This window comes from Planococcus chinensis (assembly GCF_020071995.1).
Lineage (GTDB): Bacteria > Bacillota > Bacilli > Bacillales_A > Planococcaceae > Planococcus > Planococcus chinensis_A.
Genome location: NZ_JABWTK010000010.1, coordinates 73,424 through 95,915 on the forward strand (window position 1 = coordinate 73,424; position 22,492 = coordinate 95,915).

Annotated in this window: 22 protein-coding genes; 3 read left to right on the plus strand and 19 right to left on the minus strand. The window is 47.0% G+C overall.

The features are described from left to right. Positions 1 to 85: 85 nt before the first annotated feature. Positions 86 to 382 (minus strand): DUF1033 family protein, encoded by a 297-nt coding sequence (locus tag HU147_RS15535; RefSeq protein WP_224077073.1) that lies wholly within the window; start codon positions 380 to 382, stop codon positions 86 to 88. Positions 383 to 590: 208 nt separating this feature from the next. Between HU147_RS15535 and HU147_RS15540 the strand changes: the two genes are divergently transcribed. Then, a complete protein-coding gene (locus HU147_RS15540; RefSeq protein WP_224077074.1) occupies positions 591 to 1,289 on the plus strand; it encodes a 5-bromo-4-chloroindolyl phosphate hydrolysis family protein in 699 nt (232 codons plus the stop codon). Beyond that, a complete protein-coding gene (locus HU147_RS15545; protein WP_224077075.1) occupies positions 1,261 to 2,436 on the plus strand; it encodes a toxic anion resistance protein in 1,176 nt (391 codons plus the stop codon). Before HU147_RS15540 ends, HU147_RS15545 begins: the two co-directional genes overlap by 29 nt. A 333-nt stretch (positions 2,437 to 2,769) precedes the next feature. On the opposite strand, the gene HU147_RS15550 is transcribed toward HU147_RS15545, so the two are convergent. The 8 genes from HU147_RS15550 to HU147_RS15585 form a co-directional block, all read right to left on the minus strand. Next, positions 2,770 to 4,623 carry a vWA domain-containing protein gene (locus HU147_RS15550; protein ID WP_224077076.1) on the minus strand — a complete coding sequence of 618 codons (1,854 nt, stop codon included), beginning with the start codon at positions 4,621 to 4,623 and terminating at the stop codon, positions 2,770 to 2,772. A 9-nt stretch (positions 4,624 to 4,632) separates the two neighbouring features. Further along, entirely contained in the window at positions 4,633 to 5,490 is an 858-nt protein-coding gene (locus HU147_RS15555; RefSeq protein WP_224077077.1) for an AAA family ATPase, read from the minus strand. Between the two features lie 229 nt (positions 5,491 to 5,719). Then, complete coding sequence (locus HU147_RS15560; RefSeq protein WP_036803226.1) at positions 5,720 to 5,917, minus strand: DUF6501 family protein; 198 nt, start codon at positions 5,915 to 5,917, stop codon at positions 5,720 to 5,722. A 68-nt stretch (positions 5,918 to 5,985) separates the two neighbouring features. Then, a complete protein-coding gene (locus HU147_RS15565; RefSeq protein ID WP_224077078.1) occupies positions 5,986 to 6,576 on the minus strand; it encodes a DedA family protein in 591 nt (196 codons plus the stop codon). Positions 6,577 to 6,878: 302 nt separating this feature from the next. Beyond that, complete coding sequence (gene odhB, locus HU147_RS15570; protein WP_224077079.1) at positions 6,879 to 8,147, minus strand: 2-oxoglutarate dehydrogenase complex dihydrolipoyllysine-residue succinyltransferase; 1,269 nt, start codon at positions 8,145 to 8,147, stop codon at positions 6,879 to 6,881. Positions 8,148 to 8,241: 94 nt separating this feature from the next. Then, entirely contained in the window at positions 8,242 to 11,058 is a 2,817-nt protein-coding gene (locus tag HU147_RS15575; RefSeq protein WP_224077080.1) for a 2-oxoglutarate dehydrogenase E1 component, read from the minus strand. A gap of 628 nt (positions 11,059 to 11,686) precedes the next feature. Next, the gene (gene dapF, locus HU147_RS15580) at positions 11,687 to 12,643 is read right to left on the minus strand and encodes a diaminopimelate epimerase (RefSeq protein ID WP_224077081.1); all 957 of its coding nucleotides are present in this window, start codon (positions 12,641 to 12,643) and stop codon (positions 11,687 to 11,689) included. A 56-nt stretch (positions 12,644 to 12,699) separates the two neighbouring features. After that, positions 12,700 to 13,782, minus strand: coding sequence for an undecaprenyldiphospho-muramoylpentapeptide beta-N-acetylglucosaminyltransferase (locus HU147_RS15585; protein ID WP_224077082.1), 1,083 nt, complete (start codon positions 13,780 to 13,782; stop codon positions 12,700 to 12,702). A 130-nt stretch (positions 13,783 to 13,912) separates the two neighbouring features. Between HU147_RS15585 and HU147_RS15590 the strand changes: the two genes are divergently transcribed. Beyond that, positions 13,913 to 15,262 (plus strand): MATE family efflux transporter, encoded by a 1,350-nt coding sequence (locus HU147_RS15590; RefSeq protein WP_224077083.1) that lies wholly within the window; start codon positions 13,913 to 13,915, stop codon positions 15,260 to 15,262. Here HU147_RS15590 and HU147_RS15595 read toward each other — a convergent pair. The 10 genes from HU147_RS15595 to HU147_RS15640 all read right to left on the minus strand — a co-directional run bounded on the left by HU147_RS15595 (position 15,256) and on the right by HU147_RS15640 (position 22,457). After that, positions 15,256 to 15,495, minus strand: coding sequence for a hypothetical protein (locus tag HU147_RS15595; RefSeq protein WP_224077084.1), 240 nt, complete (start codon positions 15,493 to 15,495; stop codon positions 15,256 to 15,258). The genes HU147_RS15590 and HU147_RS15595 overlap by 7 nt on opposite strands. Continuing rightward, entirely contained in the window at positions 15,492 to 16,373 is an 882-nt protein-coding gene (locus tag HU147_RS15600; protein ID WP_224077085.1) for a CobW family GTP-binding protein, read from the minus strand. The genes HU147_RS15595 and HU147_RS15600 overlap by 4 nt, the downstream gene beginning before the upstream one ends. Before the next feature lie 58 nt (positions 16,374 to 16,431). Further along, positions 16,432 to 17,961, minus strand: a complete 1,530-nt coding sequence (locus HU147_RS15605) for a S41 family peptidase (protein ID WP_224077110.1) — start codon at positions 17,959 to 17,961, stop codon at positions 16,432 to 16,434. Between the two features lie 194 nt (positions 17,962 to 18,155). Continuing rightward, complete coding sequence (deoD, locus tag HU147_RS15610) at positions 18,156 to 18,860, minus strand: purine-nucleoside phosphorylase (protein WP_224077086.1); 705 nt, start codon at positions 18,858 to 18,860, stop codon at positions 18,156 to 18,158. Between the two features lie 70 nt (positions 18,861 to 18,930). Beyond that, the gene (locus HU147_RS15615; protein ID WP_224077087.1) at positions 18,931 to 19,146 is read right to left on the minus strand and encodes a YozE family protein; all 216 of its coding nucleotides are present in this window, start codon (positions 19,144 to 19,146) and stop codon (positions 18,931 to 18,933) included. A gap of 86 nt (positions 19,147 to 19,232) precedes the next feature. Next, complete coding sequence (msrB, locus tag HU147_RS15620) at positions 19,233 to 19,658, minus strand: peptide-methionine (R)-S-oxide reductase MsrB (protein WP_224077088.1); 426 nt, start codon at positions 19,656 to 19,658, stop codon at positions 19,233 to 19,235. Continuing rightward, positions 19,655 to 20,185, minus strand: coding sequence for a peptide-methionine (S)-S-oxide reductase MsrA (msrA, locus tag HU147_RS15625; RefSeq protein ID WP_224077089.1), 531 nt, complete (start codon positions 20,183 to 20,185; stop codon positions 19,655 to 19,657). The genes msrB and msrA overlap by 4 nt, the downstream gene beginning before the upstream one ends. Before the next feature lie 15 nt (positions 20,186 to 20,200). Beyond that, the gene (locus tag HU147_RS15630; protein ID WP_224077090.1) at positions 20,201 to 20,776 is read right to left on the minus strand and encodes a YpmS family protein; all 576 of its coding nucleotides are present in this window, start codon (positions 20,774 to 20,776) and stop codon (positions 20,201 to 20,203) included. A 12-nt stretch (positions 20,777 to 20,788) separates the two neighbouring features. Then, on the minus strand, positions 20,789 to 21,586 hold the full coding sequence (locus HU147_RS15635) for a GDSL-type esterase/lipase family protein (protein ID WP_224077091.1): 798 nt from the start codon (positions 21,584 to 21,586) through the stop codon (positions 20,789 to 20,791). Between the two features lie 31 nt (positions 21,587 to 21,617). Continuing rightward, positions 21,618 to 22,457 (minus strand): DegV family protein, encoded by an 840-nt coding sequence (locus HU147_RS15640; RefSeq protein ID WP_224077092.1) that lies wholly within the window; start codon positions 22,455 to 22,457, stop codon positions 21,618 to 21,620. Positions 22,458 to 22,492 lie beyond the last annotated feature (35 nt).

Genomic DNA, 22,492 nt, shown 5'->3' on the forward strand with positions numbered 1-22,492 from the left:
TTTGAATAGGTGAATAGCTGTTTCTGGTGTAATCTTTAGTTCTATAAGTCTATTATAGCAATTAAAACTGATAAGTCAAATAAATCTAAAAACTTTTTATAGGCTTTTTGTTGTGCATCCATAACAATCCATGATAAATTTGAAGATTTTCTTCACAATCTTCGCAAAAAGCCATCTCGCCTTCATTCCAGAATGCGACGGCTCCCTGCCCTTTCGACTTGGTGCTGGAGAATTTTTGGCCTAAGCTTTTTTTCATTTCTTCAAAATAGGCGAGAGCTTCCTCAAACTTGTCGAAGGTTTCGTGTTCACAGATGTCTTTTTCCCATCCTTCCAACATCCACCACGGTTCTTCGAAGCCTTTCAAGTAAAAAATTTCATGCATTCAAATCTGCTCCATTCTGTCCCTATAAGCATTCTCCCAGAACTGTCTAAATATGTCTAGTGCTTTGATTGCCTTTTTTCTGGCAGTCGCAAAGTTTGTATTGGCCTCTTATTCCTTGTAAAATAGGAAGGAGACAAGGAATCATTTGAAACTTATAGCGGCTTATTTCGTATATATAGTAACAGCTGCACCAAAGGAGGACAGTTTCATGAAGCCTTTTGAAAAATTCATCCAACGGCAGACAGTCAGCCTGCCCCTTATGACCGTTATGTTTCCCGTATTGTATATGGGTGCAGAAATCGGGCTGATCGCGTCGGGAGCCGTGGCCGCCGGAACCTATCTTGCCAGCACCTCTACCATGAAACATGTACAATATTCGTCCGATTCGAAAAAGCTTGGCATGACCCGGAGCGAATACAAAAATGTACGCAACCAAGTAAAAGAAGCCAAATTAAAAATCAAACAATTGCAGAAGAGTTCTTACCAGGTGCGTTCAATCTCTTCGTTCAAGCAGTTAATGAATATGGCGAAAGTCGCCAACAAGATTGTCGCCCATGTGCAGCAAAATCCCCGCAAGTTTTATCTGGCGGAATCGTTCTTTTATTCGCATCTGGAATCCGCAGTGGAATTAACGCAGAAATACGCTTTGCTTGTCGGCCAGCCGGTAAAAGACCGTGAGTTGAAAGTGGCTCTTCAAGACACACGCGAAACGCTGCATTCCATGAGCGATGTGTTGGAACGCGATTTGAAAAAAGTGCTGTCTACGGATGTCGAACAGCTTCGGATGGAGCTCGATTACGCCCGTCTGACTGTCGACCAGCACAATAACCAGAAATTGCTTGAACAATACCCTACTGACAGTGAAGGAGACGTGGAACATGACAGAAAATCGCTCGAATCAAAGTGAACTAGACGATCTGCTCGGCAACCCATTTGGCATGGAGCCGGTCACGCAAGAAGTGAATCTTGCGAAGCCGGGCGGACAGCCTGTAGCGTTAATGGAACGATTGACCAAAGATGAACAGGAAAAAGCGCGCGAACTTGCCAAACAGATTCCAGCCGGAAACTATGAAGCTATTTTAACATATGGAGCGAATGCGCAAAACCAGTTGAGCCAGTTTTCCCATAAAATGCTGGACCACGTCCAATCGAAAGACATCGGGCCTGTCGGAGATGTATTGAATGATTTGATGAAAAAATTGCAGGAGCTGAATCCGGAAGAATTGTCCCAAAGCAAAAAGTCGGGGCTCCGCAAATTGTTCGCGAAAGCGAAATACTCTGTTCAGGAAATGATGACGAAATACCAGAAGCTCTCCACTCAAGTAGACCGCATCAGCATCCAGCTGGACCATTCAAAACGCGGGCTTTTGGAAGACGTGCAAATGCTGGAACAGCTTTATGACCAGAATAAAACTTACTTTCAGGCGTTGAACGTTTATATTGCCGCTGCCGAACTAAAGCGCGACGAGATTCTGAACGAAACAATTCCAGCTCTCCGCCGCCGGGCTGAGCAATCGAACGACCAGATGGCCTATCAGGAAGTCAATGACATGGCGCAGTTCCTGGACCGCCTGGAAAAACGGCTATATGATCTGCAGCTGTCGCGCCAGATCACGATTCAAAGTGCACCGCAGATCCGGATGATCCAGCAGACCAACCAGACCTTGGCGGAAAAAATCCAATCATCCATCATGACGTCAATTCCGTTATGGAAAAACCAGATTGCCATCGCTTTGACTTTGAACCGCCAAATGAAAGCAGTCGAAGCCCAGAAGCAAGTCACCGCTACGACAAATGAATTGCTTCTGAAAAACTCCGAAATGCTGAAAGTGAATTCCGTTGAAACCGCCAAAGAAAACGAGCGCGGCATAGTGGAAATTGAAACTTTGAAGCAAACACAGGAAAACTTATTGACGACCATCGAAGAAACGCTTCGCATCCAAGCCGAAGGACGCAAAAACCGCAAAGCGGCAGAAATTGAAATCGGCAAAATGGAAGAGGATCTGAAACAGCGTTTGCTGTCGATCCAAGACGACCGCGAAGGGCGTGCCTGATTCTTACCTTACCCCGGAAGCTTAAAAGCTTCCGGTTTTTTTTGTGTTTGCCGTACATTTCTAGCTAAGGAGAGATATTACTGAGTGAAAAATAGCGTATCCATTCCAGGAAAACAAACTACGATTCTTCTTAAATAAGCATATTGGAAAAGCCTTTCGCAATTGCGAAAGGCTTTTAAAAGAGATGCGATTTTCTTTTTTCAATGAGTCGTTGCTGCTTCAAAAGCGTATTATCATTGTTGCTGTGCGTATTTTAACCATTACCGAACATATTTTAACCTTTACTGGGCGTATTTCCCGGCCAACCGGGCGTATTCTATAATTCTCAGCAGCTTAGCCCGATTGGATCACCAAATGCAGCGTCCGCTTCAACAGCCGCAGCGTCTGTTCGACAAATTGCTCGAGCGAATCAGCGCTGACGGATTTATTGCCATACATCATGCGGTAGAATGCGGCTTGTTCGTCGGTTGTCGGTTCGCTGCTCAAAAACAGATGCAGCACTTCAATCCCTTGCTTTTTCGCTTCCGAAACCGCATTTGCCGTGTCGACGACGCCATTTTCGGCGTAGTTGTAGGCAGAAGGCTCTCCATCTGAAAACACCAGCATAAAGCGGTGCTTTTCAGGCCGTTTTTTGATGCGGTCGGTCATCCAGCGAATGGCAAAGCCATCGCGGTTATCTTCATGAGCTTCCATTGAAACGATTTCGCCGGCATGGTCGCGGCTGCTGTCTTCCATTTTATGCATCCATTCGAAGTAATTCGGCTGAGCCGCGTCGCTTGCCTCGTATGCATCTTCATAAAACAGCACGATGTCATGCGGTACATTCAATCCGCGCAGCACATCATGGAACAGCAGGACGGCTTGTTTCGTTTCATCGATTTTATCAATCATCGATGCTGAACCGTCAATCAGTAGACAAAAAACGGCATCCAATTCTTTGGACGGCGCAGTTTTTCGATAAAATGGCTTTGGCCGTTCTTCAATCACCAAGGGCAGCAGATTTCTCGACAGTCTGCCGGCGTTCAAATTGTGGCGGACGTCTTGCCGGCGCTGGGTCATGCGCTTTTTCAGCTCGCGCAAAAGCGCCCGGACATATGGCGCCTGTTTTCTGCGCCAATCTTCAATAACTGTCCGTTGATCTTTTGATGCCTCTATCCTTTTTTCCGTATAGACGACCCCGTCATTGGCAGCGCCAAATTTGCCAGACGCTTTTTTCGGTTCGCTTTCCATCCGTTGGTCGGTGGCGTCATTGTCTTCCTGATGGTCGCCGCGGGATTCGCCTTTTGCCGTCTGCTGAATATCTCCACTGCCTTCATCTTCCCGGCCGCCTTCTGCATAGCTGGAATCGCCCCGTTCAAGTTCATATTCCATCGCAGGCGCTTCGGAAATTTCCGTTTCCCGGTGCCAGGACTGGAACCATTCCTCAATCGTTTCGTTCTCTTCTTCCTGGCTTTCCTCTTCAGGCTCGATGCCTTCATGGTAGCGGTAAGGCGGCGCTTTTTCAGCCGCTTCGCCGAATGTGTAATAGGTATGCACCATGTCTTCTTCGACCATGTATTCCAGACGCGGAAGCAATCGTTCCACTACTGCCGCTGAATCAGCGGTGGACTTTGCATCGTACAATCCCGTCCATAGAAAGAACAGCGGCTCGAACGCTTCACTGTCCGGCACTTCTTCTCCTCTTAAGCGCAAAAATGCCGCATTTAAAAATGCGTCCGCCAAAAAACCTTTTTGCCGGTTCTGCCGGTATTGATCCTTGTGGTAATCCACGTAAACGGATTCTCTTATTTTGAAAGCTTCCGCTGTGCCCGGCCGTTCCCTGCTGATTTTTTCAATCAACCGGAACTCTTCTGCACACAGCAACAATTGTTCTTTTAAATATGGAAGTTCTGTAGAACTTTTCTTAAAACGCAGCCAAGCCTTGATATTGAAATGGCGCCAATACCCGGCTCCCAGCAAATACACATCGGACAAATAGCCGTGGCGTTCAATTCGCTTCGGGCGATGGCGCCAAAAAACACTGATGGACATGGAAGCTTCCGATGGCCGGAACTCAATCAATTTGCGCGTCGTCACTTTCAAATAAGGGGCATCCGCCAAAGCGCCTGCAAGCATCTCCATTTGGTGAAGCAATTTGGTATCGATCGTTTCATTATTAAATTGGATAAAGCGATTGACTGAAGCCATTGCCTTCACCTACTTCTTCCAAGTATTCGCCAAGTCCATGAACAAATCGCGTTCACTGTCATCTTCCAGTTTTTCCGCAATGGCGTATTTTACCGCACGCAGCGGATCCATGTGCTGTGCCAGCGCCGTTGCATCCAGTAAACTGCGGATCGAAGCGGATTCTTCTGACAGCAAACCGTTTTGTACTTGTTTCATCAAATCAGCAGCCAGCTCCAGCATAAAGCTTTTGAGTGCCGGGTCGGCTTCCGGGAATTCCCGGTTCCACAATTGCTGCAGCTGTTCCCCTGTCAAATACGGAACCGGATAAGCGATAAACCGGTTTTTCAATGCTTCGTTCATTGGTGCCGTACCGATATAGCCTTCGTTGATTGCGGCAATTACGCCGAAATCAGGATGTGCTTCGATCACTTCGCCGGTAAACGGATTGGTCATCATCCGGCGATGATCCAGTGCGCTGTGGAGAATCGGCAAGGTTTCAGGCTTAGCCATATTAATTTCATCGATATAAAGGAAATGGCCTTGCTTCATTGCGGTTACGACCGGCCCTTCCACAAACTCGATGCGGCTCTCGCCTTCCCGCTGGACAAGCGTCTTAAAGCCAAGCAGCGCTTCCGCATCGAGGTCAACCGAGCAGTTGATGCTTTGCATCGGCTGCTTGAACGTCGCTGAAATGCTTTCGGCCAGCTTCGTTTTGCCTGCGCCCGTCGGTCCCTTTAAAAGTACGGGCTTCCGCAGCACAACGGCAGACAGAATATCCTGCCATAAATTTTCATCCGGTGCGATATAGCCGCCTTCGCCGATCAATTTATTGTAATCGCCGTGTTCACGGCTGGTTCTGTTTTGAATATCCTGCTCGATAAATTGCATGCCAATTCCTCATTTCATAGAAAAAACCGATGAGCTTCCATCGGTCTGTTTGGTTATTTGGGTTATGGATTTCTTAAGTTCGAAACTAAACGGCTCTTTCCGCTTTTCTTGTCCAGCTGCAGCGCCTAGCCCCTCGAGGTCGCTTCGGCTTTGAATCCATGGCTGTGAAACGCCATGGCGTTCAAAACCTCCAGCGCTTGTCGGGGCTGGACAGGCGCTTCCGCTTTTCTTACTCAAAATATGTTTTGTAGAATCCTCCGACTTTGCCTGTGTTGTCTACGACAAAAAGGAATTCTTCTGTTTCATTTTTTACTTCGTAGGTTTTGCCTTCTGTCAGTACGTTTGATACCAAAAACTTCTCAGCATCGGTATGCTTGCACGTTACGGTGCGGATTGTCTCTTTTGTCAGCCATTCGTTGTGAATCACAGTCCTCATCCTTTTCAATCTGTCTATTTATTTAGTATAAGGAATTATGTTAAGGATTTCAAATGCCGTTATTTCTTTGAGGTCTTTGAATGAATATAAAGGCGAAGCACAACGGCACCCACAACAACTATGGATAATACCGTCAGCGCTACTTGGAGGTGTTCCAGAATCGATTTATAGGCGTACGGGAAAGTGCGGCCCAAATTAAAATAAATGAGCATCCATACAAATCCCGCTGTGTAGGCGTAAAGCATGTATTGGCCGAACGGATAGCGGTTTGCACCGACAATATATGGCATTGCCCACCGGACACCGGGAAGGAAAAAGCTGAACGAAATCGCCATTTTGCCATGCCGTTCCAAAAATTCCGTTACGTTGCTGACCGCTCTCTTAAAACGGGTCCGGTTCAGCTTGTTGATCAGCCGTTTGCCCAATATCCGGCCAATCAAATAAGCGAACGAGTTGCTCGTAATCAACCCCAAATAAGCAGAGATAAATGCATAGACCGGATGAAATGAGCTGATTTCGGTCAAGACGCCTGAAAAAGAAGCCGCCACTTCGTTTGGCAAAGGCATACCAAAAAGCAGCAGCCAATTGAAAATAAACATGCTGACGTAGCCGTATTCTTTTACCAATTCCATCAAAAAAGTTAAATCCATACATAACGCCTGCCTTTTGACTCATCTTCTTCTATCATGACAAAAAAAGGATGGCCCTGCAACGCAGGACCATCCTCAAAAGTAGTTAACTGTATTAATTTGTGTCCAGTTTGGGACGGCTATGCTACTTGTCCAGCTGCGGCGCTTGTCGAGACTAGACAGGCGCCTCCACTTTTCTAATTGTCCAGTTCAATGGCCAGGTCCTCGGGTCATAAGTCGTTCCGGCTGTGTGGCAAAAACACGCCACTTCGCCGATCCGTTTTATGCCTTTCGGACCTAAACGGCCATTTCCACTTTTCTAATTAAGATTCAAGCAATAGGTCTTCTGGGTTTTCGATCAAGTCTTTGACCATTTTCAGGAAGCCAACTGAGTCGCTGCCGTCGATTACGCGGTGGTCATAAGAAAGAGCCACGTACATCATTGGGCGGATTTCAATTGAATCGCCGATTGCTACCGGGCGTTTTTGGATTGTGTGCATTCCAAGAATCCCTACTTGTGTACCGTTCAAGATTGGAGTAGACATCAATGAACCGAATACACCGCCGTTAGTAATGGTGAATGATCCACCTGTCATATCGGCAATTGAAAGCTTTTTGTCGCGTGCTTTTTTCGCAAGGTCTGCAATGCTCGCTTCAATTTCAGCAAAGTTTTTCTTGTCTGTATCGCGGACGATTGGCACAACTAGTCCTTCTTCTGTAGAAACGGCAATCCCTACATCGTAGAACTGTTTCAGCAATAGATCTGTGCCATCAAGTTCAGCGTTTACGTAAGGGTATTTCTTAAGTGCTGCTGTAACTGCTTTTGTGAAGAATGACATAAAGCCAAGTCGAGTTCCGTCATGATCCTGCTGGAACTTGTCTTTTTTGCGGCTTCTCAAAGCCATAACGTTTGTCATGTCGATTTCATTGAATGTTGTCAACATCGCTGTATTTTGGCGAACTTCCAACAAACGCTTCGCAATTGTCTGGCGGCGGCGAGACATCTTCTCGCGTACGATGCGGCCAGATTCTTCATCAGAAGAAGGTGCAGATGCTTTTGGAGCTTCCGCTTTCTGTGCAGGTGCATTAGCAGCCGGTTTTGAACCGTGAGCTTCTACGTCTTGAACACGTACGCGGCCCATTGGGTCTACAGGAGAGATAGCAGCAAGGTCGATGCCTTTTTCACGAGCCAGTTTGCGTGCAGCCGGGCTAGCGATTGTGCGTTCTGAAGAAGCTTGTTCTTCAACTGCAGGAGCTTCCTCTTTTGCTTCCATTGTAGCGCCTGGCTGCGATGCTGCAGGAGCTTCTTCTTTCGCTTCCGGTGCAGGTGCAGCAGCTGGTGCAGCACTTTCGCCTGAAGATGCGCCGACGATTGCAATCACTTGTCCAACTTCAACAGTGTCGCCTTCTTGAGCCAAATGCTCTTGAACAACGCCCGCTTCTTCAGAGATTACTTCAACGTTTACTTTGTCTGTTTCCAATTCAACGATGAATTCACCTTTTTCAACTGTTTCGCCTGGCTGTTTCAGCCACTGAGCGATCGTTCCTTCTGTAATCGATTCTGCTAATTCTGGTACTTTGATTTCTGCCACAAAAAATTCCTCCTTAGATTATCTCTCTTTTATAGAGCGGAAAACTGCTGCCCAAAAGCTCTGATTGCCTTTTAGGCATTAGTAGATCCGGATATTATTTTGTTAACGCTGCATCCAGGATGCGGGCTTGTTCAACTTTATGCGATTCTCCGTCTCCCTCAGCAGGGCTTGAACGTTTGATGCGGCCGTAATAAGTCACATCTTTGTCGACAGCAATTTCTCTTAAGTAAGGTTCTGCAAATGTCCAAGAACCCATGTTCTGCGGTTCTTCCTGAACCCATGCCAATTCTTTTGCATTCGGATAGCGGTCGACAATCGCCTGGATTTTCTCAGATGGGAAAGGATACAATTGCTCAACGCGGACGATGTGCGCCCAGTCGAAGCCTTTGCCGTCTTTCACGCGCTCTGCCAAATCGATCGCCATTTTTCCGCTTGCGAAAAGAACGCGTTCCACTTTCTTCTCTTTTGAGCCCATGCCCGGCTGTTCAATAACCGTCTGGAAATGCCCTTGTGTCAAATCTTCTACATCCGCTCCAACTAATGGATGGCGCAGCAAGGATTTTGGCGACACGATAATAAGCGGACGGATTGACTCTTCTTCCAGCATCTTCGCTTGGCGGCGAAGGATGTGGAAGTAGTTGGCAGCACTTGAAAGGTTCGCAACTGTCCAGTTGTTTTCAGCAGCCATCTGCAGATGTCTTTCAAGGCGGGCACTTGAATGCTCAGGCCCTTGTCCTTCAAATCCATGAGGCAGAAGCATGACAAGCCCTGATTTTTGTCCCCATTTCGAGCGGCCAGCAGAGATGAACTGGTCAAACATCATTTGGGCCATATTGGCAAAATCGCCGTACTGGGCTTCCCAAATAACAAGTGCTTTGTTGTTTTCCACATTATAGCCGTATTCAAAACCAAGCACTGCCGATTCTGTCAACGGGCTGTTGTAAACGACGAAGGATGCTTTCGCGTCGGAGATATGGTGCAATGGCACCAATTCTTCGCCTGTCTTCTCATCATGAAGCACAAGGTGGCGATGCGCAAATGTTCCGCGCTGTGCGTCTTGGCCAGTCAAACGGATCGGGTTGCCGTCCTGAAGGATTGCACCAAATGCCAAAGTTTCAGCATGCGCCCAGTCGATTTTTCCTTTGCCGTTGAATGGATCTTCGCGGCGTTTCAAGATGCGCGCAAGTTTTCCAAAAGCAGAGAAGTCGCTTGGCCATGTCAGCAAATCTTCGTTCAATTTCACGAGCACATCTTTGTCGACGCCAGTCGGCACTTCCGGATAACCGTTTTGGACCGCTTCCGGAATCGTGATTTCGTGTTTATCATCCGATTTGTTTTCTTTGACTTTGTCGTAGGCTGCCTGCATTTCTTTTTGTGTTTCTGCATCCAGTTCCTTCACTTGTTCTTCCGAAAGAACTTGTTCAGAAGCCAATTGCTTGCCGTAAAGTTCACGGACAGTCGGATGCTGGTGGATGCCGTGATACATCAGCGGGTTCGTTACAAGCGGCTCGTCCATCTCGTTGTGGCCATAGCGGCGGTAGCCGATCAGGTCGATCAGAATGTCCTTGCCGAATTTTTCACGGTATTCGAATGCGAAACGCGCTACCGCAACTACCGCTTCCGGATCATCTCCGTTTACGTGGATGACCGGCACTTCAAAACCTTTTGCAGGGTCAGAAGAATAATGAGTCGATCTTGAATCGTATTGTTCTGTTGTAAAGCCGATCAGGTTATTGGCGATTACATGGATCGAACCGCCAGTCTGGAATCCGCGGATCCGGCTGTAGTTCAAAGTTTCTGTTACAACGCCTTGGCCTGGGAATGCAGCATCTCCGTGGACGAGGATTGCATACGCTTTTTTCGGATCCATCGCAGCAACGCCTGCCGCATCCGTCATTTCCTGAGCCGCACGGGTCTGTCCAGCCACAACCGGGCTGACGATTTCCAGGTGGGACGGGTTATACGCAAGTTTGATGTTGGTTCCTTTAGGCGAAGTATACGCTGCGCCCATATGGTATTTCACGTCGCCGAACCAGCCTTTTGTAATCTGCACCGAATTGTCTTCCGGAAGGAAGGTTTCATCCGGCACATGGGCAAATCCAGCGAACATCATATCGTAAGGTTTATGCAAAATGTGTGTAAGCACATTTAAACGACCGCGATGAGCCATCCCGATCATGATTTTTTCTGTACCTTTTGCTTCTGACAAACGCACCAGTTCGTCCATCAAAACGACCAACGTGTCTACGCCTTCAATCGAAAAGCGTTTTTGGCCGACAAATGTACGATGAAGGAATTTCTCAAAACCTTCCACACGGGTCAACAAATCAAGAATTTCTTTTTTCTTGTCTGAATCAAGAGACGGTTTGAAGTCGCCGCTTTCAATTTTTTCCTGGATCCAGTTGCGTTCCTGAAGCTGGACAATATGAGAAAATTCGAAAGCAACTTTATCGGTATATAAAGATCGAAGGTAAGTGATGGCTTCTAAACCGTTTGTGATAGTTGCCGGTGCATCGGATAGAAGAAGTGAAACCGGAACTTCCTTCAAGTCCTGTTCAGTTAAACCATATGCCGATAATTCCAGACGGGAAGTATCTTTCGGCTGGTCTTTCAGCGGGTAGATATCTGAAGCCAAGTGTCCATGGGCACGAATAGCTTCTGCCAACTGGATGGCAGCCAGAACTTTGCCGAATTTGTTCGTCTCTACTCCTGCAGCGGCAGTTTGGGCTGGAGCTGCAGCACGTGGAGTCACATCGATTGGCGGACCGTACTGTCTAAAAAGTTCTGCAAATTCCGGATCAAGCAATTCCGGAGATTCTTGGTAAAGATCGTACATTTCCATAACATATCCAAGGTTTGGGCCAGTGATGGAATTCCATGGGGATTTTGCATCTGAATAATTGCTAGACATTAAAAAAACCTCCAGATATTTGCCTTTTTGGCAGTCACTTTTATTGTATGTGTATCTTCCTTATTTTATCACGCATCCCACTAGACATAAAGCAGAAGGCGCTTCCAACGTATATGGAGAACGAATTTCCATTTCAATCTTACTACTTCCAGGAAAAAATACAATGATTTTGCGTGAAATTATTCACACAGCATTTTTCAAAGCGCTTTCATTGGATTTTAATGGATAAAAGCCTGTCTTTAAGGTGAAAAAATTCTTTCAAACTGTTTCGAGCAGGTTTTTTATTTCCATTATTACTGAAGGAGCTGCCTTCTTCCCCCGCTTCCACTGTGCTGCATAAAATCTCGGTCTGCTTTTTTTGGCATTTATTTTAGTATGTATGCCGTCCACTCCTAGCCCTGTGCGGGTTCGGCTCGGCCAAGTTGTATTATACCCTTTCACATACTCTTTTAGGGCACGGCTTGCCTATTTCAGCGTTTATTTGCAGCATTCCAGAAGATTGCCGGTTTTTTCAGCGTTTTCAGGCAAGGCGGTTTTCTCTGCAAAACGGGGACATAGCAATTGGCAAACCATTAGCTGATTTGCCAGGATGCTTTTTGATATGGATTTGGTTCAAGTTTCTTCTATATTAAGAAACAAATTGATTGGTAACGATGGACGTCTGTTCAATAAATTTCTCATAAAGTGCTTGCTCTTGGAGTTCCTCAACTAATTCCAAGCCGCTTTCCGAAGACGTGCCTTCCCACTTGAACTGTTGTTTAGCCAAATAAGTGGCATTGCCGGTCAAACGCAGACGGAAGCTGCTGCCGTTTTTTTCGACAGAACATTTCACCATGCCTCCGGGATTGTAAACGGACACTTCCCCGTATGGCACAAGGCCTGCCAGACAGCTGACAAGGGCAGACGCTGTCATGGCTGTCCCACAGGCGTTGGTAAAACCGACACCGCGTTCGAATGTTTTGACGAAAATGCCGCCGTCCACTTTTGTGGCGTAGGAGACATTTACTCCATCCCCAAAGTACTCGTTGGGGCCATTAAAAAATTCCGCCCATTTCTGCTGATGCGCCGGATTGCTTTGGTATTCTTTCGGGACAATTCCGATCAGGTGCGGATTCGGCACCGCTACAGCAGTGAAGGGAATCTCTTCCGAAACGAATGGCAGCGGCTTTAATTTCCATTCGGTTTCGCCGCCGTAAGACATCGGCAAATCAGCCATTTGGAAAGAAACCGGAGAAATCTCAACTGCATACATGGCAATGCCGTCGCCTTCCGGCTGTTCTTTCTTGACATGCAAAGATGCTTTCATCGTTTCAATCACGGCTTCTTCTACTCCGTCGCGTTCGCAAACATAGCGGGCGACGCAGCGCAGCCCGTTGCCGCACATGGAAGCTTCAGAACCATCACGGTTGATGACGCGCATTTTGGCATCCGCCTCTTTAGACGGCAATACAACCAGCAACCCGTCAATATCTGGATCAAGAACGGCAAGTTTCAATGTCATTTCCTCGTAATCATTGCGTTCTTCTCCATCGAGCATGAAAAATGTATTCATTGAACCATGAACTTTATAAAGTAGAAATTCCATAGTGAGCACCTCTTGTACTAGTTATTTATGCATCATGAACAGGCAGGAAAGCCTCGTTATTTTTTCTTGGCGTGTGCTGCTACCAGTTCAGCCATGGCAGATGCCGTTTTCGGCGCTTCCGCTTTTGTCATGCGGTCGATCAGCAATTCTTCATCCAGCTGCAGTTTTTTCATTTCCGCCAAAAAGCGTTCCGGCGTCAGTTCTTCTTCCTCGACAACGTTTGCCAACCCTTGTTTTTTAAACAGTTCCGCATTCAGAATCTGGTCACCGCGGCTTTGCTGTTTCGACAGCGGAATCAACAGCATCGGTTTTTTCAATGCCAAAAATTCAAAAATCGAATTAGAGCCCGCGCGAGACACGACAAAATCCGTCAAATGCAGCAAATGAGGCAGTTCTGTTGTGACATATTCGAATTGGCTATAATTCGGCACACTTTCCAGATTTCTGTCCACATTGTCTTTGCCGCATAAATGGACGATATTGAATTCTTTCAAAAGTGCCGGCAAGTTCGCGCGGATGGCATCGTTAATAACTGCCGAACCTTGGCTGCCGCCCATGATCATCAAAACAGGACGGCCGTTGTCGAAATTGCAGAGGCTTCTGCCGATTTCAGCAGAACCTTCCATCAGCTCCCCCCGGATAACCGATCCGGTGCATGTGGATTTTTCTTTTGGCAGATGTTTCAATGTTTCATTGAACACTGTGAAAATATGATTGGCAAAAGGCATGGCGATTTTGTTTGCAAGGCCCGGGGTTACATCGGATTCATGGATGATGACCGGCACAGACAAGGCTTTTCCAGCCATCGCAACGGGCACTGAGACAAAGCCGCCTTTTGAAAAGATCGCAGCCGGTTTGGTTTTCCGGATGATGTTCATTGCTTGAAGAAGACCTTTTCCGACACGCGCAGGATCGGTGAAATTCTTCATGGAAAAATAACGGCGCAATTTGCCGCTTGAAATGGCGTGATACCGGACTTTCGGAAAAGCCTCAGGGATCAGTTCACTCTCAATGCCGTCTTTTGAGCCAATGTATTCCACATTGTAGCCCATTTTTTCCAGTTCAGGAATCAGCGCCTGGTTCAGCGATACGTGCCCCGCTGTTCCGCCGCCTGTCAATAAAATTGTTTGCTTATTCATTTTGCTGTCCTACTCTCTTGTCTTAAAAATTGCGTATGCATCTTTCCAGGAGCGTTCCGATAAAAGGAGGCTTCTATGCTATACTTATTTTTATTTAGTATATTGTTGTTAGTTTACTGGAGGATGGATCATGTTTGAAACGAAGACAAAAACGGAGAAATTCAAGATGCTGCTTCGCATTGTTTTTCCGATTTTGGTTACACAAGTTGCGATGTACTTAGTCACATTTTTTGATATTTATATGACCGCCCGTTACAATACGGAAGATTTAGCGGGCGTCTCGATCGGGTCTTCTTTTTGGATGCCGGTTTATATCGGACTCGCCGGAATCCTCATGTCCATCACCCCAATTGTAGCACAATTAATGGGTGCAGCGAAAAGAGAAGAAGTGAAAGATGCCGTACAGCAAGGGATATACTTGGCGTTTATCCTCGCTGTCCTCATTTTCACCTTTTTCTTTTTCGGAGCCGACAGTCTCCTGGGTCTGATGACTCTCGAAGCCGCGGTCGAATCGGTAGCGGACGAATACATTTTTGCGATGAGCCTCGGGCTGATTCCGCTGTTTATCTATAACGTGCTCCGCTATTATATCGATGCACTCGGCGCAACAAGGGTTTCCATGTTCATTTCACTTCTTTCGGCACCGATCAACGTGTTTTTCAATTATTTGCTGATCTTTGGGAATTTCGGCTTTCCGGAATTGGGCGGTGCTGGAGCAGGTTATGCTTCCGCCATCACCTATTGGATTGTGCTGTTTATCGCCGGCTGGATTGTCCATACGCGAAAACCATTCAAGTCTTTTGAGATTTTCAGCGGTTGGGCAAAATTCTCAGTTGTCCGCATAAAAGAAATCAGCCGCATTGGGGTACCAATCGGCATTTCCATATTTGCCGAGACGAGCATTTTCTCTGCCGTCACGCTCATGATGAGCACTTATGGCACCATCACCATTGCAGCACATCAAATCGCCATCAACTTCACTTCGCTGTTGTATATGCTGCCGCTCAGCATTTCCATGGGAGCCACCATTCTCGTCGGCTTTGAAGTCGGAGCCAAACGCTTTCACGACGCCCGGCAGTATAGCTGGATCAGCGTCATTTCAGCGGTCGCCTTCAGTTTTGTATCGGCGTTCACCTTGTATTTCCTGCGCCACGACATTGCCGCTTTGTATTCATCAGATCCGGCTGTGATCAATCTGGCGGTGCAGTTCCTGGTGTTTGCAGCACTGTTCCAGCTTTCAGATGCCATACAGGCCCCTGTGCAAGGAGCGCTCCGCGGCTATAAGGACGTCAACATCACTTTCATCATGGCGTTGATTTCGTACTGGGTCATCGGCTTGCCATCAGGCTTCCTGCTCGCAACCTTCACCGGTTTTGAAGCGTTCGGCTACTGGATCGGTTTGATCGCCGGGTTGACTGCAGGCGCTGTCACCTTGTCATTCAGACTCAATAAAATACAAAAAAAGATTGCCGCTCAGTGAGCGGCAATCTTTTTGTATAACGCCGATAAACTGTTTTTCTCTTCCGCGTTGAGATCCGATTGGTCAATGCGGGTTAAGGCAAGTTCAAGTTTTTGCTGCCGTGTTTTGCGGACTCTTGGATGCGTCAGTTCGTCGTTGAGTTCAATCCGGATTTTTTGTTCGAGCTCTTCTTCCGTGGAGATGGCGTCCACTCCGGCCCGGTTCGGCCATAGTTTGCGGTAAGCTTCGATCACGGCAGCTCGATCCCTTCCAGGCTTTCTCCGATGACGACGATTTGCGTCTGCATTTTCATGTATTCCGGAAGCCATTGGGCCATGCCGTAAGCATACTGGAATGCGTGCGGGTATTTATCCCCTTCGAGCGGCACGTAGCCTTTGATGCGGAATACCGATTCCGGCAAGGCGCGCAGCCATTCCTCGAAATCGTCCCGTTTTACCGGGTTTTGAAACTCCAGGACTTTGGCATTTAAATTCAGTTTGGAAACCGGCGCTTCTTGGACGGTCCCGCTTTTGCTTGCGGATATTTTCTGAAGCTGAGAAAAAGGCACTTTGGACTGCACGGTTTGAATGATCTGTGCTTCCGGATTCAGCCCTTGCACTTCAAACGTCACTTGGGCCTGTTCGGCTTCCATTAAAAGATCCATCTTATTCGCCAAAATCAAATCGGCATGGCGGATCTGTTCCAGGTAAAGCGAACGGATCTGTGGCGACAACTGGCTGCGGTCGAGCCAGCGTTTGCTGTCGGCCACCGTGACGATGCCTTTGAATTTCAGTTTTTCTGCAAAAAGCGGCGAGAAAATGGCATCGAGCGCTTCTACAGGATGCGCTGCACCTGTAGTTTCAATCAGTAGGACATCAAACTCTTCTTCTGCGAGGAGCGTTTGCAGCTGGGCTTCCGATTTCTCCGAACCGGTGCAGCAAATGCAGCCGTCCAGCAGTTCTTTTAATGGGATGCCGTCTTCCACAGCATCCGAGTCAAAATTCATTTCGCCTAATTCGTTCATGAACACTGCCGGTTTTAATCCGGCATCTTTCGCTTGCTGGATGACGTGTTTCAGAAGCGTGGTTTTGCCGCTTCCTAAAAATCCGCTAAATAGGTATACATCAATCATGGAATCCCCCTCTATTAATTCGCCGTAAGAAAAGGCCCGCAAGTGCGGACCTCATTTTTTATTCTTTCGGTTCTTCTTCCGCTGATTCTTTTGCAGGTTCAGCTTTTAGGCCCGCTTCTTCCATCACGATTTTTTTCGCTTCCATAAGCTGCGGGTCTTCTTCATCGATTTTCTTGCTTAAGGCTTCCATGATGGCAAATGTAGTATCGCCCGTCACCACGCCTGTCGTTTCCAGTTCGTTGTCTTCCTGGAACTGTTCGACTGCATCTGTCAGCTGTTCTTCAAAAACGCCGTCCACTTTGCCGACTTCATAGCCGAGCGCTTCAAGCATCTGTTCAGCTGTTTTCACTTGTTCAGAAATGGCGCCATCCTTCATTTCAATCGAAGAATCCAACACTGGCAACGATGCATATTCCGGATAAGCCACTTTCACATCCGGGGCAATTCCTTTTTCATGAATCCAATTGCCGTCCGGCGTCAGCCATTTCGCTGTCGTGAACTTTAAGTTCGACCCATCGGCCATATCATTGGCTGTCTGCACGGTTCCTTTGCCGAATGTGTTTTCTCCAATCAATGTAACGTCCGCCGATTCTTTCATCGCGCCCGCTAAAATCTCGGATGCCGAAGCGCTTCCGCCGTCAATCAATAAAGTGACCGGCACTTTCACTTTCGAACCTGACTCCGCTAAGTAAATTTCAGGCTCTTCGCCTTTGGCCTGCACTTCAAACATTTCTTTTCCTTCGTCAATGAACAAGTTGGAAATTTCAAGCGCTGTTGTCAATAGACCGCCAGGGTTTTGGCGGACGTCCATGACCATGGCTTTCATCCCTTGCTTTTCCATTTCACTGATCGCGTCGGTCAATTCCTGCGCTGTGTTTTCAGAGAAGCTCGTTACTTGGATATGCGCTACGCCATCACCAATCATTTCCGGATAAACCGTTTCGATTGGAATATCGTCCCGCACAATTTTGACGTCGAGCGGTTCTGCCATATCGCCGCGCTGGATTGTTAATGTCACTTCTGTCCCTTTTTCGCCGCGGATAAGCATAACCGCTTCAGAAGCACTGAAGCCCTGGATGCTTTCGCCGTCTACTTCCAGGATTTTGTCTCCCGGTTTCAAGCCTGCTTTTTCAGCAGGAGAGCCTTTAATCGGTGAAACGATATTGATAAAGCCATTGCGTTCCTGTACTTCGGCGCCAATCCCTTGGAAGCTGGATGAAATGCCTTGTGAGAACTGGGCTGCTTCTTCTTGGTTCATATAATCGGAGTAAGGATCTCCAAGAGATTCCACCATTCCGTTAATAGCGCCATTGATCAACACATCGCTGTCGACGTCTTCAAAGTATTCTTGCTGCACTTGATCGTAAGCTGCATATAATTTTTCAAATCCCCGTCTTTCGGGAGAGCTGACTTCAACTGCCTTTTCATCCCCAAAAGTTAAAGCAAATACCGTTAATCCGGCCGTACATAGTATCAAGGTGAACACAAGCATGATAAAGTAGAATGTTTTCATCCGGATAAAATGGGCAGGCGCTTCATCAACAGGCGGAATCTGTTCTTGATTTTCGCCTGGACGCTTATCATCCATTTCTTTCACCACTTTCTTAATTGCACTTCAAACTGTATCGATTTTATCAAGCTTTTGAAAAAATTAAAAGAAAAAGACTGTCTAGACAGTCTTTACTCTTTTTATTCCGCTTTAGCGGGCGTCTGATTTGCCCGTTCAAGCTTCATTGGTTCAATGATTTCATAGCGGACTTGGTTGCCCTCTAAAAACAGCTATTATTCCTTGATCGCTGCTTCAAGTGCTACGATAATCATGTCATTGAAAGTCGTCTGGCGTTCTTCAGACGTTGTCACTTCACCTGTCAGCAAGTGATCGCTAACTGTCAAGATGGACAATGCCTGGCGGCCGAATTTAGCTGCCAATGTGTAAAGCGCTGCAGATTCCATTTCCAGAGCCAATACTCCGTACTGCGCCCATTTTTCGTGCTCTGCATGTTCATTGTAGAAGACATCTTCAGTAAAGACGTTCCCCACACGCAAGCTCAAGTTCTTTTCCAAACCAGCATTATACGCTTTCAACAATAGATCGAAATCTGCAGTCGGAGCGAAATCAATGCCATTAAAGATAATTTCGTTCATTTTCGAATCCGTTGATGCACTTTGTGCAATGATTACGTCACGGACTTTTACATCTTTGTGGATCGAACCGCACGTACCGACGCGGATCAATTTTTGGACATCGTATTCGTTCATCAATTCAGTTACATAGATGGAAATGGAAGGAACTCCCATTCCTGTTCCTTGAACTGAAATGCGTTTGCCTTTGTATGTACCCGTATAGCCGAACATGTTGCGCACTTCGTTGTAAAGTACTACATCTTCAAGAAATGTTTCGGCAATGTATTTTGCACGAAGCGGATCTCCAGGAAGTAAAATCGTATCAGCGATATCGCCTTTTTTTGCATTAATATGGACGCTCATCATAAAACCTCACTTTAATTTTAGTCGTTCTTATCATACTGTTTTTTAGCGGCAAGTGCAACGCATTGCCTTAAAGTGCTGTATATTCATCCCATATGGCATCGAAAGTGGATGCTTTCATGACCGGGTGGGCCTTTTCTTCAATATAGCGGGAAAGATCCTCAAAATCTTCCGAGCTCTTTGGAAACGAATGGTCCAGGAACATAGCATCCGCAAATCGTGAAAAATCATCCGGACGGACTTTCCCCCGGTACTTTAAAGCAAATTGATAAAAAGAACGTTTCATTTTCTTCCTCCCTTTGTTGACCAATTATAAAACCTCTGCACTAAAGCTTAGACAGAAAAAACCCGGACAGCTGTCCGGGTTTTCAGTTATTCAAACAACTGCTTGTATTCGGAGTATCCTTCTGCTTCCAGCTGCTCTTTGGGCACAAAACGCAAAGCCGCGGAGTTGATGCAATAACGCAAGCCGCCTAATGAAGAAGGCCCATCCGGGAACAAATGCCCCAAATGTGAATCGGCAGTCGCACTGCGCACTTCCGTTCTTCTCATGCCATGGCTGGTGTCAAAGCTTTCTTTAATTTCACTGCCTTCAAGCGGTTTGGCAAATGCCGGCCAGCCGCAATGTGCATCGTATTTGTCTTTTGAACTGAATAACGGTTTGCCGGACACGATGTCGACATAAATGCCTTCTTCAAAGTGCTGATCGTATTCGCCCTGGAATGGCGGCTCGGTGCCGTTTTCCTGTGTGACGTGGTATTGCATCGGCGTCAATTTTGCTTTTAGTTCTTCTTTCATGCTTGTCCACCCCAATTTTTTTCGATAAATCCTGCCCGTCCAGAACCAACAGAATAACGGTTGTAATGGGCAGGGTTTTTCTTATAATAGTCCTGATGGTAATCTTCTGCCAAATAAAACGGCTTGGCTTCCAATATTTTCGTCGCAATCGGTTTGGAGAACTTGCCGGAATTCTCTAACTCCTGCTTGGATTGTTCTGCAGCGATCCGCTGCTCTTCCGAATGGTAAAAAATAGCCGTCTGGTAAGACTGGCCCCGGTCAAAGAACTGCCCGCCCGCATCGGTCGGATCGATTTGGCTCCAAAATACTTCCAGCAACTTTTCGTATGGAAAAACTTCCGGCTGGAAGGTGATCTGGACTGCTTCGTAATGGCCCGTCGTTTCGGAACAAACTTGTTCATAAGTCGGGTTCTCAACATGCCCGCCCGTATATCCGCTGACTACCGATTCAATGCCGTCATACGAATCAAACGGTTTGACCATGCACCAAAAACAACCGCCTGCAAATGTCGCTTTTTCTGTCTTCATCCCATCACTCCGTTCTTATTGCTGAATGGTAACGCGCAACCGGATATCATCTTCCTCCAAATTGAACGAAGTTGCCTGAACCGAAATGCCGCCGTCCAGCGGAATTTCCGTCAGTTTCAACAGCACTTGTTCTTCTGCTGGCAACACGTCCATAAAATTAGGAAGATTTACCGAATCCCGTAATAATTTTAACGCAGACTCGGGTGGAATATCCAGCATGCCAACTTCTACGGATTTCTGGACCAGCAGCAAATTGCCGTCTTCCTGTACAAGCGGATCAAATCGAAGCAGGATCGGCAAGGCTACTGAGAAGACTTCAATTTCTGTCGACAGGCTGACATCGCCGTTTACCGCCAAAGTCAACGGAATGGGCGAATTGGCCATTTCCTGCTGGATATACGTATTGGCAATTCCTTCGAAATCCGCTTTTGTCACATTCAGCATGACGGAATGGCCATCTATCCCTTCTACTGAACTTGCGCTCGCCAAGGAATGGCCTTTCGCTGGAGTGGTAAGGAAAATAATAAATGCCAGAAGTGCAAGAAGGTTTAATCCCAGCAAGATAAAAAAGGCCAAGCGCCAGATTTTCATAATCATCACTTCCTATTCCTGAAAACTCAACCCGCATTCTTCCATGCGTTCAAGAATCCTGTCTGTCATTAAGTCATATCCTTTACTGTTTGGATGGAAAAAATCCGTATGATATACCAAATTATCATTGCCGATAAACAAATCGCTTACCGGCACATAACATGCCAAAGGGTCCGCTTCTGTAATTTCCCGCATCGATTCGTTGTAGTCGGAAATAATTTGATCAAATTCTTCCACTTCATCGGTGATCAGGGAAAAGGGATTGTAGACACCGATGGCAACAATGGGAACTGTCGGGTTAATGGACCGGATGGAAGCGTAGATGTTTTCATACCGCGTTTCATATACTTCCAGTTCTTCAGCAAATGCTTCGATGTTCAAAGAAAACAAATCCCGTTTGACAATCCGCATAATATCATTGCCGCCGATCGTCATGACAACGTAATCCGCTTCTGTCAACGGCCCTGTCAATTGTCCTTTCTGGAACATGGCGAGCAGCTGATCGCTTCTGCGGCCCCGTTTCGCCGTATTCTCCACAATCGCCCCCCGAACGCCTGGCCAGTCACTGATTTCACTTGCCAGTCTGCCGACATAGCCGCCCCGGTTTTCCGTATCGCCGACTCCCTGGGACAGCGAATCGCCAAGCGCTGTAATAATCAGCGCCTGAGGGACAAAGTTAGGCGGCACACGATATTCCGTAAAAGCGATCGGCACACGGGGTTCCGCTTCGTCATTGCCAAAGATGAAAGTTGAACTGCATCCCGCTAATACAAACAGTGCCAAAACTACGATGAACAGGATGCGTTTCAAGTTTATCTCCCCTTTTTGCTATTTGAATGGGTCAATCTGTATAAAACATAAAGGCAAACGCGCCTACTCCCGTATGGGTTGAAATGACGGGTGTCGTATAATCCATTTTAATATCCGTAAATCCGGCTGCTTCCAGCTCTTGTTTCAAAGGATTGGCCATATTAAAGCCTTCTGCATGGGCTATGCCGATCCCTTTCACTTGTTTCCCCTGCGTCCGCTCTTTAAAGTCATCCATCAAATACTGGACCACTTGCTTGTAGCTGCGGGCTTTTGCAACAGGCGTGTATTCTCCGCCGTCGAGCGAAGCAATCGGCTTGATTTTCAGGATAGAGCCGACCAATGCCCGCCCTTTTCCGATCCGTCCGCCTTTCACCATATTGTCAAGCGTATCCAGAATGACATAAAGCTTGGAGTTTTCGCGTATGAGGTCCAAGCGTGCCACTATTTCATCCATCGTCTTTCCTGCTCTTGCCAGATCGGCCGCCTCCAGCACTTGGAAAGCAAGTGCGTGGGAGATGTAGCGGGAATCGACGACTGTAACGTCTGTATCCGTAAGTTCAGCTGCCGTGCGTGCGGATTCCACGGTGCCGCTCATGCCGCCCGTCATGTGGATGGACAGCACTTGATCGCCGTTTTGGCCTAAGCGGTCGTACAATTCCTTGAAAACGCCCGGAGCCGGCTGAGAACTTTTCGGCAATTCAGGGCTGTTTGCCATTAATTCCAGAAAGGCTTTCGGTTCCAAGTCCACGCGGTCAAGGTAGGTTTTCCCGCCGATTTGGATGTTTAATGGAACTACATGCAGATTATATTGTTTAATGACTTCAGGGTTCAAGTCTGAGGTGGAATCTGTTACGATGTGGATTTTTGGCATGTCTTCACTCTCCTTATTTCTTATATTCCTATAAT